At 47.8% G+C, this 12,824-nt stretch carries 15 protein-coding genes; 8 read left to right on the top strand and 7 right to left on the bottom strand.

All coding sequences use genetic code 11. From position 1 onward, the window contains the following. The first annotated feature begins 32 nt into the window (after positions 1-32). Positions 33-422: a DUF2721 domain-containing protein gene (locus tag KO518_RS06350; RefSeq protein ID WP_216024986.1), complete on the top strand. Its 390-nt coding sequence runs from the start codon at positions 33-35 to the stop codon at positions 420-422. Further along, positions 409-993: a GNAT family N-acetyltransferase gene (locus KO518_RS06345; protein WP_216024985.1), complete on the top strand. Its 585-nt coding sequence runs from the start codon at positions 409-411 to the stop codon at positions 991-993. Before KO518_RS06350 ends, KO518_RS06345 begins: the two co-directional genes overlap by 14 nt. A gap of 101 nt (positions 994-1,094) precedes the next feature. On the opposite strand, the gene tyrS is transcribed toward KO518_RS06345, so the two are convergent. Continuing rightward, complete coding sequence (gene tyrS / locus KO518_RS06340; RefSeq protein WP_216024984.1) at positions 1,095-2,297, bottom strand: tyrosine--tRNA ligase; 1,203 nt, start codon at positions 2,295-2,297, stop codon at positions 1,095-1,097. 181 nt (positions 2,298-2,478) lie between these two features. Here tyrS and KO518_RS06335 point away from each other — a divergent pair, with 181 nt between their 5' ends. Then, positions 2,479-3,792 (top strand): OapA family protein, encoded by a 1,314-nt coding sequence (locus tag KO518_RS06335; protein ID WP_216024983.1) that lies wholly within the window; start codon positions 2,479-2,481, stop codon positions 3,790-3,792. An 85-nt stretch (positions 3,793-3,877) separates the two neighbouring features. Further along, positions 3,878-4,813 carry a D-2-hydroxyacid dehydrogenase gene (locus KO518_RS06330; protein ID WP_216024982.1) on the top strand — a complete coding sequence of 312 codons (936 nt, stop codon included), beginning with the start codon at positions 3,878-3,880 and terminating at the stop codon, positions 4,811-4,813. A 3-nt stretch (positions 4,814-4,816) separates the two neighbouring features. Here the strand turns inward: KO518_RS06330 and KO518_RS06325 are convergent, their stop codons facing one another. From KO518_RS06325 to KO518_RS06315, 3 genes are all read right to left on the bottom strand, one after another. Beyond that, entirely contained in the window at positions 4,817-5,389 is a 573-nt protein-coding gene (locus tag KO518_RS06325; RefSeq protein ID WP_216024981.1) for a glutathione S-transferase family protein, read from the bottom strand. Positions 5,390-5,543: 154 nt separating this feature from the next. Next, positions 5,544-5,888 carry an iron-sulfur cluster insertion protein ErpA gene (gene erpA / locus KO518_RS06320; RefSeq protein WP_216024980.1) on the bottom strand — a complete coding sequence of 115 codons (345 nt, stop codon included), beginning with the start codon at positions 5,886-5,888 and terminating at the stop codon, positions 5,544-5,546. 153 nt (positions 5,889-6,041) lie between these two features. After that, positions 6,042-6,773, bottom strand: coding sequence for a DUF6776 family protein (locus tag KO518_RS06315; protein ID WP_216024979.1), 732 nt, complete (start codon positions 6,771-6,773; stop codon positions 6,042-6,044). Between the two features lie 102 nt (positions 6,774-6,875). Between KO518_RS06315 and KO518_RS06310 the strand changes: the two genes are divergently transcribed. From KO518_RS06310 to KO518_RS06300, 3 genes are all read left to right on the top strand, one after another. Further along, positions 6,876-8,552, top strand: a complete 1,677-nt coding sequence (locus tag KO518_RS06310; RefSeq protein ID WP_216024978.1) for a chloride channel protein — start codon at positions 6,876-6,878, stop codon at positions 8,550-8,552. A gap of 10 nt (positions 8,553-8,562) precedes the next feature. Continuing rightward, entirely contained in the window at positions 8,563-8,988 is a 426-nt protein-coding gene (hemJ, locus tag KO518_RS06305; protein WP_216024977.1) for a protoporphyrinogen oxidase HemJ, read from the top strand. 83 nt (positions 8,989-9,071) lie between these two features. Beyond that, entirely contained in the window at positions 9,072-9,248 is a 177-nt protein-coding gene (locus tag KO518_RS06300; protein ID WP_216024976.1) for a hypothetical protein, read from the top strand. A gap of 8 nt (positions 9,249-9,256) precedes the next feature. Here the strand turns inward: KO518_RS06300 and KO518_RS06295 are convergent, their stop codons facing one another. Then, entirely contained in the window at positions 9,257-9,910 is a 654-nt protein-coding gene (locus KO518_RS06295) for a UPF0149 family protein (protein WP_216024975.1), read from the bottom strand. Positions 9,911-9,990: 80 nt separating this feature from the next. Between KO518_RS06295 and KO518_RS06290 the strand changes: the two genes are divergently transcribed. Then, positions 9,991-11,190, top strand: coding sequence for an Nramp family divalent metal transporter (locus KO518_RS06290; RefSeq protein WP_216024974.1), 1,200 nt, complete (start codon positions 9,991-9,993; stop codon positions 11,188-11,190). On the opposite strand, the gene KO518_RS06285 is transcribed toward KO518_RS06290, so the two are convergent. After that, positions 11,176-12,312: a PatB family C-S lyase gene (locus tag KO518_RS06285; protein ID WP_216024973.1), complete on the bottom strand. Its 1,137-nt coding sequence runs from the start codon at positions 12,310-12,312 to the stop codon at positions 11,176-11,178. The genes KO518_RS06290 and KO518_RS06285 overlap by 15 nt on opposite strands. A gap of 116 nt (positions 12,313-12,428) precedes the next feature. After that, a complete protein-coding gene (locus KO518_RS06280) occupies positions 12,429-12,803 on the bottom strand; it encodes a response regulator (RefSeq protein ID WP_216024972.1) in 375 nt (124 codons plus the stop codon). Positions 12,804-12,824 lie beyond the last annotated feature (21 nt).

The following is a 12,824-nucleotide window of genomic DNA, read 5'->3' as shown; positions in this document are numbered from 1 at the left end:
TCCGCGCTTTGATTCTGGGCAAATAAGTTACTATGCAAATAGATATCGCAACGCCGGCAATGCTCTTTCCGGCCATATCATTACTGCTTCTGGCTTATACCAATCGCTTTTTAACACTGGCGACCATTATTAGGAATTTCGCTCGGGAAAACCGGGACGAAAATACAGAAGCGCAAATCCGAAACCTCCGCCAGCGGATCTTATTTATTAAGCGTATGCAAATTGCCGGCGTAGTGAGCTTTTTTCTTTGCGTGCTGTCAATGCTGGCTATATACCTGACCTACCAAATAGCCGGGAACTGGATTTTCGCTTCCAGCCTGGTCTGCCTCATGTACTCCCTGTGGATGTCTGTGCGAGAAATCCTTATTTCCGTAGAAGCACTCGATTTCCACCTCGACGGTATTAAAGATGACAACCCATAATCCAAAAGCTTCTGACATAAGCTACCACACCTTATCACCAGCACACTTTGACGGTGTGATAGCGCTGGGAAACCGTATCCAAGGCGAAGGCTATCTTTCCCTGCCAGCCCTTGAAACCATGTACAAGCAAAGCTGGCACGACGATATCAACGCCAGCTTTGTAGCAATGTACAACCATGCCGTCGTAGGCTTTCGTTTGACCTTCGCTCACTCTCAGTGGCAGCCCGATAACTGGTGTTCAATTGATAAGTGGCCTGTGGATCCAGGTCGAGTTTGCTATTTTAAGTGCAACACGGTGGATGACAAGTTGCAGGGTTGCGGCATTGGCAGCACCCTGCTCGGCCTGGCCAAAGAGCAGGCGAAAGCCCAGGGCGCTCAAGCCGGATTAGCACACATTTGGTTGGCAAGCCCGGGAAACAGCGCGTACCGATATTTTAGTAAGAACGGCGGAAAACTCATCGCCAAACATCCGGGTAAGTGGCGACATGCCTCTATTCACGAGGGTTACGATTGCCCAGTATGCCCTGGCTATTGTGAGTGTGAGGGCGCGGAAATGCTACTGACTTTCTAATTCTCGTTGCCCTTTGTCATTGAGCGCTATCAACCACCTTAAAATTTGCGTAAAAAAAAAGCCCGCGTAACGCGGGCGTAATAAACAACTAAACTCCGCCGTTACGCAGTCAGCGTTATTCTGGCAAACTTCCGCTTTCCAACCTGATACACGCTCTCACTGGCTTCGCTGATTATCAAACGCGCGTCTTGCACCTTTTCGCCGTCAATCTTAACAGCACCTTGTTTTATCATGCGCATAGCGTCAGATGTTGATGCCACCAAACCAGCTTCTTTCAATAAGTTACCAATAGCAATGCCATCACTGCCCATTGATACCGCCACTTCAGGCATCTCATCGGGAATAGCATTTTTCTGAAAACGCTGTACAAAATCTTGATGCGCGGCCTCGGCAGCGGCGTCATCGTGGAAACGAGCAATAATTTCCTTGGCTAATTCAATTTTAATGTCACGAGGGTTCGCTCCTGCATCAACCTTTGCTTTCAGTTCAGCAATTTCAGCCAATGGCCGGAAACTCAACAAGTCGTAATAGCGCCACATGAGGTCGTCTGAAATTGACATCACTTTGCCAAACATGTCGTTAGGCGCATCGGTTATACCGATGTAGTTGTTCAGCGACTTTGACATTTTTTGGACGCCGTCGAGACCTTCGAGCAAAGGTACCATCACTATTGCTTGCTGGCTCTGGCCATTCTCTTTCTGTAACTCCCGACCCATAAGCAAATTGAAACGCTGGTCGGTACCACCCAGCTCAACATCTGATTTCAATGCTACCGAGTCGTATCCCTGAACCAGTGGATACAGGAATTCGTGAATGGCAATGGGCTGACCGCCAGTATAACGCTTTTTAAAATCATCCCTTTCCAGCATGCGCGCCACTGTCTGACTGGCTGCCAGCTTAATCATACCCGCCGCACCAAGCGCATCCATCCACTCTGAGTTAAATCGTATCTGGGTTTTGTCTTTATCTAGAATTTTGAACACTTGTTCCTGATACGTTCTTGCGTTTTCCAATACCTGTTCTTTGCTTAATGGCTTGCGTGTGACATTTTTACCGGTAGGATCACCGATAAGACCAGTAAAGTCACCAATCAGGAATACCACGTTGTGGCCCAGTTGCTGAAAGGTGCGGAGTTTGTTGATCAATACCGTATGACCTAAGTGCAAATCAGGCGCAGTAGGGTCGAAACCAGCTTTTATTGTCAGCGTTTTGCCAGACTTGAGTTTTTCAATTAACGCTTCTTCAGGCAGGATTTCGTCCGTACCTCGTTTTATTTCAGCTAAAGCGGTTTGCCAATCGGTCATGCTTATTCCACACCTGTTACATTTACTGGAAAAATTTAGTCGGGGCATTTTACGCATCCCGGTGAACCTTTGAAAGTCTTGAACATCAAAAATACGCGCCGATTATTGAATGTTCCGTAAATTTTAGGCGCTTAGGTGGAAAGTCGCAGTGTAACGCGATATTCTCGAATTGAGCAAAACTATGAGATTGATATATACCGTGGTGCTAAAAACATTTAAAACACTTCCCAAACCACACCGCACCGGATTGGTAATTGCTTCTGTGTTTCTTGGCGGGCTTATCCTACTCCCCTCTGAACCAGTAGAAGCAAGTCGCCATCAGGAATCCCTTGTGTTAGATGCCGGTGTACGTTATCCCCTTGAACTATCTGTCCTGGACACCACCGACGTACTCGTTGAAGAAGACGATGGAGAGTGGGAAACCTACAGCGTGGGCCGTGGCGACACCCTTGCCAAAATTTTCAAACGCGCGGGATTTTCCGCACGAGATACCTATGACGTCACCCAGGCAGGTGAATTAGCAAAAACACTGGTGACCCTAATTCCCGGCGATGAACTTTCTCTTCGCGCTTCTGAGGACGGCAGTTTCAGTGGATTGCGTTACGCCGTGTCGTTCAAAGAAACCCTGCGAATAGAACGCAATGAAGAAAGTGGCGAACTCTCGGCGGAATTAGAAGCGAAAGAATTTGAAACCCGCTACAGTTTCGCCCAAGGGGAGATTGACTCCAGTTTTTGGAACGCAGGCGTTGACGCCGGTCTCACAGATAATCAAATTATGCATCTGGCTGGTATTTTCGGATGGGATATCGATTTCGCAGTGGGCATTCGCCAGGGCGATATTTTCAACATTGTCTATGAAGAAAACTACATCGACGGTGAGTTTGTTGGCTATGGTGACATTGTGGCCGCGGAGTTTATCAACCAGGGGGAACGTTTTGTTGCAATTCAACACGACGATGGCAACTATTATACGCCTGAAGGCCGCAGTATGCGTAAGAGCTTCCTGCGCGCGCCCATCAACTTTAAGTACGTGAGTTCTAATTTCACCAAAGCCCGCTTTCACCCGGTTCAGAAACGTTGGAAAGCACACAATGGCACAGACTACGTGGCGGCAGTTGGCACCCCGGTAATGGCCTCTGGAGATGGTAAGGTTATTGAAGCATCTTACAACCGCTTCAATGGCAATTATGTATTCGTGCAACACGGCGAGAAATACGTCACCAAATACTTACACCTGAAGAAGCGCGGGGTGAAAAAAGGCGATATGGTCAAGCAAGGGCAAACAATAGGCTATCTGGGTTCCACCGGCATGGTTACTGGTGCACACCTGCATTACGAATTTCTGGTCGATGGCGTACACCGCAACCCCAGAACAGTGGAATTGCCAAAGGCGCGTCCCATTGACGCCAACCAAAAAGACGCATTCATGAAAATTGCCGAGGTACGATTGCAGCAGCTTGACAACACCAAGCGTATAATGCTGGCAATGAAATAGCGCTGGCGGCACAACCAAACCCAGTAAAAAAGCCCGCATTGCGGGCTTTTTTACTGATGAATTCACTTACTAAAATAGCAATAGCATGCAGCATTATCTCGCCGTACTTACGAAAGAAGCCACCCAATATCAAACACTGATCCCCGCTCTGCTGCCAGCGAATGTACGTTTACAATGTATTACCTCAAAAGTCGGAGACGTGGATCTTGAAAAAATAACAATACTGCTAGCCGATCCGGATCTCGCAGCCTGTGTGGTACCGGTTATGCCCGCGTTACAATGGTGTCAGTCTATATGGGCAGGCAACCGCCCCTTGCTGACGCTAAATCGACAAGACTATATTCTCACTGCGGCAAAAGGCATGTTTGGTGCTCCCATGCGTGAATACTTGTTTACATACTTGTTGCATTACAGCCGCAATGTAGATGAATTTGACACGGCACAAAAAGCAGCAAAGTGGGCACCGCCCCCCTATTCCCGTCTGCAGGGAAAAACCCTTGGAATCATGGGTGCCGGTTCCATCGCTCAGCATATACTGCCCGTGGCCAGCGCCTTTGATATGCGAGTAATTGGTCTCAGCCGGCGGGGCGCACCACAAACGGGTTACCAACATGTGTTTCGCACAGACCAACGACTTGATTTTGCCCAACGGTGTGATTTTGTTTTTAACTTGATGCCAGACACGCCATCAACCACCGGCTTGCTGAACAGCACCTTTTTCCATGCGTTGCCTCGCCATTGTGTACTAATCAACGCTGGGAGGGGGACGGCCATTGTTGAAACGGATCTCATCCATGCTCTTAATCACAACCACATACGCGCTGCTGTGCTCGACGTGTTTGCTGAAGAACCGCTCCCCGCTTCCCACCCTTTTTGGCGTCATCCAAACATTCGAATAACGCAACACACCGCCGCAGAATCACGTCCGGAAGACGTGGCCGAGCTATTTGCCGAAAATTTACGCCGCTTTCTAACCAAGAGCCCGCTGCTCTACCAGTTCAACTTTCGCCAGGGCTACTAGGAATTATCCCCTCGGATCAGTGGCTGTGACTTCAATGCGATCAATGTGTTTCTCTCGGAAAGCCTTAAGAGCGTCCAAGCTGGTCAACGGGTGCAATTCGCGAAACTCCACCCAGTCAATCAGGGTAAACAAGGCAATAGAGGGATATCCCCACCCATCGAACTCACCCGCCTCGACCATTTCATTCAGCAATGTCAGCGTCGACGCAATACGTTCTTTTTGCAGCCGCACGAATAGCTGTTCATCGTTAGTTTCAATGCCAGAACGCTTCAATAAAAAAAGTTCAACAAACGAATCGTTAGCACCGTCGATAAGTGTGAGCTGATTTTCCTGATCCCAGCTCAAAGGCGGTAAATCAAATTTGGCAAGTAAATAGCTGTATATGACTCTGGAATCAAAGATCAACTGCCCATCGTCTTCCAGGCATGGAATTTTCAACGCGGGGTTTTTAGCTGCCAGAATTGCCCTTCCTTCGCCCTCGAATATATTCAGGTTGTGAAATTCGTGCTCAGTGTTGGCAAGTACGATGCGGATGCGACGCACATAAGGCGACGTGCCAGAACCATAAAGTTTCATACTTAACTCTCTCCCGTTAAAAGGACAAATATTGCATTGCTGTAAACCAATACATTAAAGAGAAATACTCCAAAAAAGTACATGCGAAGGGGAAAATAAGATAAATTTGTCTGAAAGGCCGCTGAACGGCATCTTCCAGACAAAATACATGAGCTTAGATACTAAAACTTGAGCCGCAACCACACGTTGTTGTGGCATTGGGGTTATTCACCAGAAAACGCGAACCTTCCAATCCGTCGACATAGTCCACGGTGCCACCCACAAGATATTGCAGGCTCATTGGGTCAACAACCAGTGTTACTGAGTCCTTTTCAATGGTCATATCCCCTTCATTCACTTTCTCGTCGAACGTAAAACCATACTGGAAGCCCGAGCATCCGCCGCCCGTCACATAGACCCGTAACTTCAACGACGGATTTTCCTCTTCCGTTACCAGTTCTTTTACTTTCCTGGCAGCCGAGTCAGAAAATTCAATAGGCAGCGCCATTTCAACAGACATTTATTACCTCACTTAACGCGATCAGGCAGTACGCCTGCTTAACAGTAATTATCTAACACCTAAATACGGTGATCAACACTAAAGGCGGTTTATCTGCTGCTGCAAAGACAATACAGCGCTGACGTGACGACGGGCACGCAGGTAAACCCACAGCTACACATCGTTTTCACTGTTTGGGTGTATAAGCGCATCCTGCCAGTTTACGATGCGTTGATAATCCCCTCGCAATGTTTTCCATTGGTAAACCGGCGTTTTTAACACAATGCGCTCAGGGGAGAACCCCTCAGGTAAGGTAAAGGTGTAGTCAATGGGCTGAAAAAAGCGAAACCCCCAGTCTACCTTGGATTCGGCGGCAAGCTGTTCTCCGGAAAGAGTACGCGGTTGCCCATTAAGACTGCCTTCGATTACTATAGACAACCCGCCTTTTATCAGTGCCTTATGAGTATTGCGTTGTAATAGTACAGCGGTAAGACGGTAATTTCGAATACTCGCAGTTGGTTCGACCTGTACGCCATCTACCAAAAAACCGTCTTGTGTTTTTTCCGGGGCAACCACCCGCTGATAGAAAGCCAGTTGTTGTTCTAACTCCCGTAATTGCTGTTGGTTTGCCTCTTCCGCTTGTATCAACGCATCGGCCTTTTTCCTCGCCAACACACTGGCCACTTCAAGCGCGCTCACTTTCTTACGCAACCGGCTATTTTCGGCCTGAACAAAAGACAAGCTCTGTTGCTCACTCGCCTGCTGCTTTTGGGTTTCTTTGTGATTAAACAGGGCGAGTTGATACCCAAAAACCATCATCATTACCAAAAACAATACGCAAATAAGGGTAAAGCGGTATTTTCCCCACTTTTCAATAAACTCAACCCGTAACAAGGGGACTTTCATAACAGGTAACCCATTTCAAATACACAATACGGCACAGAACTTGATATGATAAATCCGCACCTATGATAAGATAACCTCATTATAAACGGATAAGCCAGCTAAATGCGTTTTTCATCTCTCAGAGAGGAACTTGCTCACCCCAGAACTTCTGTGCAGGTCTGTGTACTTGGTATTCTTGGTGGACTCATCGCTGCGGCACTGATCATTGGTTTCAGACTTTGCGTAGAGTGGGTACAAAACAACGCCCTGTCTGCACTCACAGAGTTGATAGGTAACACCTGGTTGGTCTGGTTTCTTATGCCCTTAGGTGCCGTATCAATTATCCTGCTTATCGCTTTTCTCACCGGTTTTAAGCATTACCGCATGGGAATTCCGTTCATTATTCATCGCGTTAAGTACCACTATGGTATCGTTCCCTTTCGAACCACAATCAATCAGTTCTTTGGTGGAATGTTAGCCCTTGCCGGCGGATTTGTCGTAGGTAGGGAAGGCCCTTCTGTTCATATTGGTGCATCGGGGAGCAGCTTTTTAGGTCAATGGTTGCGCCTGCCTTACAACAGTATTCGTATTCTTGCCGGTTGTGGCATTGCCGCGGGAATTTCTGCGTCATTCAACACGCCATTTGCCGCCGTTATTTTTGTTATGGAAGTTGTACTTCGTGAGTACAAAATTCACATTTTTGTGCCTGTTATGCTGGCTGCTGCCATTGGCTCAGTGCTGACCCGGTCAGTATTTGGCGAAGTAAACGAACTTTCTTTTCTTGCTATTGCCGCCTTTGACGAATGGATGTATCTGTATTTTATTCTATTGGGGATCGTGCTCGGCGGTATTGCCACATTATTCAACTCGCAACTTATGCGCATAATGCAACTCTTTCGCCATATCAACATGATATGGCGCCTGGTACTGGCTGCACTGATAACAGGCATTGCAGGCATGATTTTGCCAGAGAGTCTTGGGGCAAACTTTATCGACGTTGAACTCTTGTTCGCGTCACACCCTGGTAGCTGGCTGTTGTTGGCGATTCTTGTAGCCAAACTGGTACTGGCCGTATTTGCTATCGGCCTCGGCGTTCCCGGGGGCATTATCGGGCCGGTCATGGTGATAGGCATGCTGTCCGGCTCACTGCTCCTCATGCCGTTACAAAGCATTGTAAATGTAGAAGAATACAACAGCAGCTTTGCACTATTAGGGGTTGCCGGTATGCTCACCGCCGTATTACACGCACCTCTTGCCGCGCTTTCTGCAGTAATGGAACTATCCTACAGCCCGCAAATTATTTTGCCGGCCATGCTCGTTATCGTTCCTGCATATGTTACCGCAACTCAGTTTTTGGGGAACCGCTCTATTTTCATTCGCCAGCTCGATTATCAGAATTTACCCTACGCGATTTCATCCATTCGGGAGTCGCTGGAAAAAACCGGCGTTGTTGCGGCCATGACAAAAGAATACAAACTTTTCATTGACGCGCCGGAGCTTGCACTGGAACAATATCTCTCAGCTAACCCGACGTATATTGTGGTGCAAAAAAGTCGAACAGAGTTGGATGTGCAGTATACCTTGGTGCAATACGACGTAAGTCTTGAACACAACGCACACCCCTTGAGTTACTTTAGTATGGAAGGGTTAAGTAATCAGGCTACGCTGCACGAAGTATATGAAAAACTAAAAAATGGCCGCACCGGCGCAGTGTACATTTACGGCCAGTCACCACAGGAAATAGAAGGCGTGATTACCTGGAATATCCTCCAGACCTTCTTGCAACGAGCACAATATTGACGGATTTTTTATGGTTTTGTGGATAAAAGCGCTGCACGTATTTTTTATGGTTGCCTGGCTCGCCGGTATTTTCTATCTACCCCGGTTGTTTGTCTACCACGCAAGCACTGAAGACGCTAACGTCAAAGCGCAATTTAGTATCATGGAAAAAAGATTGTGGTTTTTTGTCACGCCTTTTGCCATATTAACAGCAGTGTTTGGCATAACGCTTATATATCTCTATGGTGTAGCTTGGTTTAAAGCGTCGGGATGGCTGCATGTAAAACTGACACTTTTATTTGCTATTTATGGCTATCACATCTATTTATATAGGCTTATGAAAGCGTTTGAACGCGATGACAATAAGCATTCGTCGAAGTTCTACCGCATACTTAATGAAGCACCGGTTTTACTGTTGCTTGCCATTGTTATTCTTGCTGTGGTAAAACCTTTTTAAACCGCATTGGTCAACAATTGCGTAGTTAATGGAAGTAATTGCGCTCGTTTCGGGTCTTTTCTAATTTAACTGGCGGAAAACACATGGATGTAAGTAACGAACATCTCAAAGCACTTTTAGAAAAAACAGATCTTGCCTTTCAGGCATTACTCAGAGAGCCTGATTCTGAGGAACTCAATCTTGCCTATGAAGAAGCCAAAGCAGAACTCGATAGTTACATTAGTTCAGTAAGACAGCGTTTGTCACAGCGCAACCGTTAGTGCACCCGCTATTTTTTTTTCACGAAGGTTTCAAATTGATTCGGTAAGACTGCGGCTAACTCGCCGGCCAGCCCAATGTATTCCTTTAACATGCCGGGAACTTGTTTAACAAGTACAGGGAGATGCCGCTGCAATTGTGCTGCTCTGTCTTTATTTCTCGCCGCCATGGCCTGTTTTACATCTGCCAGTGTAGAAAAAAGAGTTAAACAACGCCGTAGCCGCTTTTCTGGCGCTTCTTTTGCGTCGATAGGGGCGTTTTTTTCCGCTTCAGCGGCCAGGACCCATGCCTGCTGCCAACATGGTTCAAGCTGATTATGAGCGGCAAGCAGGCCGGTTAGCCATTTTGCCAACTCGGGGGACACCTCGTCATCTCCGTGCATTTGCAAATAAATTTGTGGTATACAGCAACGTTCCACGCGCATGTTTCCCAGTGTATCTCGCAGCGCGTTCATCAGACCTTCTGCCAGCCTGTCCATAGAGGCGGAGTGATGCGCCCCCCCCTTGCCATACACCAGCCAGGGCATCCAGGTTTCCGGCATGGGAATTTCCGGACTGGTGGCAACGGCAAAAATAAATCCTTCGGCAAACGGCTGCTCAGGTAAAAGCGGGCGATAATGGTCTGAGGTATATAGATCGGTAAACTGCATCTCATAAGCCGTCATTTTGCAATGCGCCTTGCCTTGTTTCTCATAATCGTTATTCTGCTTAGTCTAATAGTAAATAAATGAATTGGAACTCTTTTATGTCCAAAGACAAATCGGGCTTTATTATCGCCGCTGCGTTTATCGGGCCCGGAACCGTGACTACTGCCAGTTTAGCCGGCGCACAATTCGGGTTCCACTTAGTGTGGGCGCTACTTTTCTCAGTAGTTGCCACCATGATTTTACAAGACATGGCAGCACGACTTGGTATCGGCACCGGACAAAGTCTTGCACACTGCCTGGTATCACTTACCGACAACCGGTTTGTAAAAAAAATATCTATCGTGCTAATCATATCCGCTATTGGCATCGGCAACGCAGCGTACGAATCGGGCAACCTCACTGGAGCGGCAATTGGTCTGCACAGTATCGCACCAATTGGCGTATCAGTTTGGGCGGGGTTACTTGGCCTTATTGCTGCCGCGTTACTCTACTCAGGCAAATACAAACTCATCGAGAGTGTGTTAGTGAGTTTAGTTGGACTCATGGCCTTAGTCTTTGTTGTTACTCTCATTGTGGCAAGGCCAGACTTTGCAACAATGACAGCGCAACTTTTTGCTCCGCGGTTCGACGCCCATACCACCACTATGGTACTTGCCCTCATTGGCACCACAATCGTACCTTACAACCTCTTCCTTCACGCAAGTCTTGTCGCTCAGGCCTACAGAGGACAAAATCAGGCCATAGCAATTAGAGCCTGTCGCAGACAGTCAGCCTTTGCCATTGGCTTTGGAGGCTTCATCACGCTGGTGATAGTGGCAACGGCGATGACCGCATTTTTCGGCCAAGCCATGGCGTTAAGCGCAGCAAACATGAGCGAACAACTGGCCCCCGTGCTAGGCGATAAAGCGACCTGGTTTTTCGGTGCGGGAATGTTGGCCGCGGGCCTGACCAGTGCAATCACTGCCCCATTGGCTGCGGCATATGCCATTTGTGGTGCCTTGGGCAAACCCGCAGACCTTCACACCCCATTTTTCAAAACCATATGGGGGCTTGTTATCGCCACTGGGATCATTGTTGCCAGCGCTGGCTTTAAACCACTGTCAGCCATTGTTTTCGCGCAAGCGGCCAATGCCTTGCTATTGCCGGTAGTCGCGGTATTCTTGCTGGCAGTGATGAATCAAAAGACCGTACCTGCAGCTTACAGAAACACCCCCGTCAGCAATCTGTTTGGCGGACTGACGGTTGCGTTCATCCTCGGCCTTGCCGGAAACAAAATGCTTCAGTTATTTACCGGCTAATCTACTCAGAATCTGCTCCAGCATCGCTTTGCTGCAGCCAAAGTTGATGCGCATAAAATCAGGGGCGAGAAAGTCGCTGCCTGGTGATGGGCCTACACCGCGGCTCTCAGCCCATTTCTGTACGTTGGGTACGTTAAGACCACTGCCGTCAACCCAGGCGAGGAATGTTGCCTGGGCAGTGTGGACTGATAACCCGGGAATATTGTTTACTGCGTCGACCAAACACTGCTGATTAGATCGCAAATAATCAAGCAGTGCATTGTGCCATTGGTCGCACAGTGTAAAAGCAGCCTCGGTGGCCACTAAGCCCAATACGTTTACCCACGGCATATGCCCCGCAGCAGCATTTACAAATGACTGGCGTAATTTTCTATCCGGGATAATAGCAAACGACGCCCCCAGACCCGCCACATTGAAAGTTTTGCTGGCAGCCATTAACGTTACGCTAATGTCTTTAAGCGCTTCTTCACGACCCGCCGGTATATGCGGAGCAGACGCATCTAAAACGAGATCGCAGTGAATTTCGTCTGAACAAAGTTTTACCTGGTTCTCCCGGCATATTGTGGCAATTCGAGCTATTTCATCCTGACTTAGTACACTTCCCACCGGATTCATAGGATTGCATAAGATCAGTAACTTACACTTTGGATCAGCGGCCTGGGTTTCAAGCTCTGCAAAGTCAATGGTGGGACGGCCATCAATCGTTACTGTACCTATGTCAACGCGCTCAAGACCATTGATCTTGGGAGCGGCCAGTAATGGCGGATAGTTAGGTGTCTGCACCATGACTTTGTCACCAGGCTCACAATACGCTTTGCAGGCAATGTTAAACGCCGGCACTACCCCAGGTGTCCACACTAACCACTCAGGATCAATATTCCAGGCGTGCTTGACTTTTAGCCATCGCTGCACCGCTTCGATAGCAGGCTGATATTGGGCAGGCAAAACATAACCTAAGTTACCGTGCTCAATTTTGGCAGACAGGGCATTCAGAATCGGCGGCGCGCACCGAAATTCAGTATCCGCTACCCAGGCCGGAATGATGTCCTGTCCGGCGTATTTCTGCCATTTAAAAGAAAAAGTATCCCGACGTGATGGCGTCTCATCAAAATTGAATTGCACGATAAGCTTCCTGTTATACGGTAATATGAAATGAATTCGATGTGGAGTGAAAACGGCGTTCTCACAGATATTTTCAGAGTTTAAAGCCTACGTCGTACTTTGACCAGTAGCAACCCTCAAACGAGCAAAGCCTTTACTTTTGCTATGAGATCATCAGTGGAAAACGGTTTTGCCAAAAACTGTGTAGCACCACCTTTTTTTGCTGCAATGACGGTTTCTCTGGTCGCGTCAGCGGTAAGAAGTATAAATGGGACGTTCACGCCAGCAGCCCGGCAGTCTTTCAACAACGTAAGGCCGTCATATTGAGGCATATTTTGATCACTAATAATAAGCGACAATTGCCGCCCAGAGGGGCTTCTGAGAAACTCTCTGGCCATTTCACTGCGACTAAACCCATACACGTTAACTTCCATGGCATCTTCCAGGGCATAGGTAACAATATCCAAAGTCAGTGTATCGTCATCTACCACAGCGATGTTGTACGCAGCCATGCAATATCACCTCTTTTCAGG

The sequence above is a fragment of the Aestuariibacter sp. A3R04 genome, assembly GCF_018860805.1.
GTDB lineage: Bacteria > Pseudomonadota > Gammaproteobacteria > Enterobacterales > Alteromonadaceae > Alteromonas.
The sequence above is the reverse complement of the archived record's forward strand: the minus strand, read 5'-3'. Positions and strand labels throughout refer to the sequence as shown.

Excerpts from the sequence above, each read along its gene's own strand:
- KO518_RS06350 (WP_216024986.1), top strand. The coding sequence starts at position 33 with ATGCAAATAGATATCGCAACGCCGGCAATGCTCTTTCCGGCCATATCA.
- KO518_RS06345 (WP_216024985.1), top strand. The coding sequence starts at position 409 with ATGACAACCCATAATCCAAAAGCTTCTGACATAAGCTACCACACCTTA.
- tyrS (WP_216024984.1), bottom strand. The coding sequence starts at position 2,297 with ATGACCGATTGGCAAACCGCTTTAGCTGAAATAAAACGAGGTACGGAC.
- KO518_RS06335 (WP_216024983.1), top strand. The coding sequence starts at position 2,479 with ATGAGATTGATATATACCGTGGTGCTAAAAACATTTAAAACACTTCCC.
- KO518_RS06330 (WP_216024982.1), top strand. The coding sequence starts at position 3,878 with ATGCAGCATTATCTCGCCGTACTTACGAAAGAAGCCACCCAATATCAA.
- KO518_RS06325 (WP_216024981.1), bottom strand. The coding sequence starts at position 5,389 with ATGAAACTTTATGGTTCTGGCACGTCGCCTTATGTGCGTCGCATCCGC.
- erpA (WP_216024980.1), bottom strand. The coding sequence starts at position 5,888 with ATGTCTGTTGAAATGGCGCTGCCTATTGAATTTTCTGACTCGGCTGCC.
- KO518_RS06315 (WP_216024979.1), bottom strand. The coding sequence starts at position 6,773 with ATGAAAGTCCCCTTGTTACGGGTTGAGTTTATTGAAAAGTGGGGAAAA.
- KO518_RS06310 (WP_216024978.1), top strand. The coding sequence starts at position 6,876 with ATGCGTTTTTCATCTCTCAGAGAGGAACTTGCTCACCCCAGAACTTCT.
- hemJ (WP_216024977.1), top strand. The coding sequence starts at position 8,563 with ATGGTTTTGTGGATAAAAGCGCTGCACGTATTTTTTATGGTTGCCTGG.
- KO518_RS06300 (WP_216024976.1), top strand. The coding sequence starts at position 9,072 with ATGGATGTAAGTAACGAACATCTCAAAGCACTTTTAGAAAAAACAGAT.
- KO518_RS06295 (WP_216024975.1), bottom strand. The coding sequence starts at position 9,910 with ATGACGGCTTATGAGATGCAGTTTACCGATCTATATACCTCAGACCAT.
- KO518_RS06290 (WP_216024974.1), top strand. The coding sequence starts at position 9,991 with ATGTCCAAAGACAAATCGGGCTTTATTATCGCCGCTGCGTTTATCGGG.
- KO518_RS06280 (WP_216024972.1), bottom strand. The coding sequence starts at position 12,803 with ATGGCTGCGTACAACATCGCTGTGGTAGATGACGATACACTGACTTTG.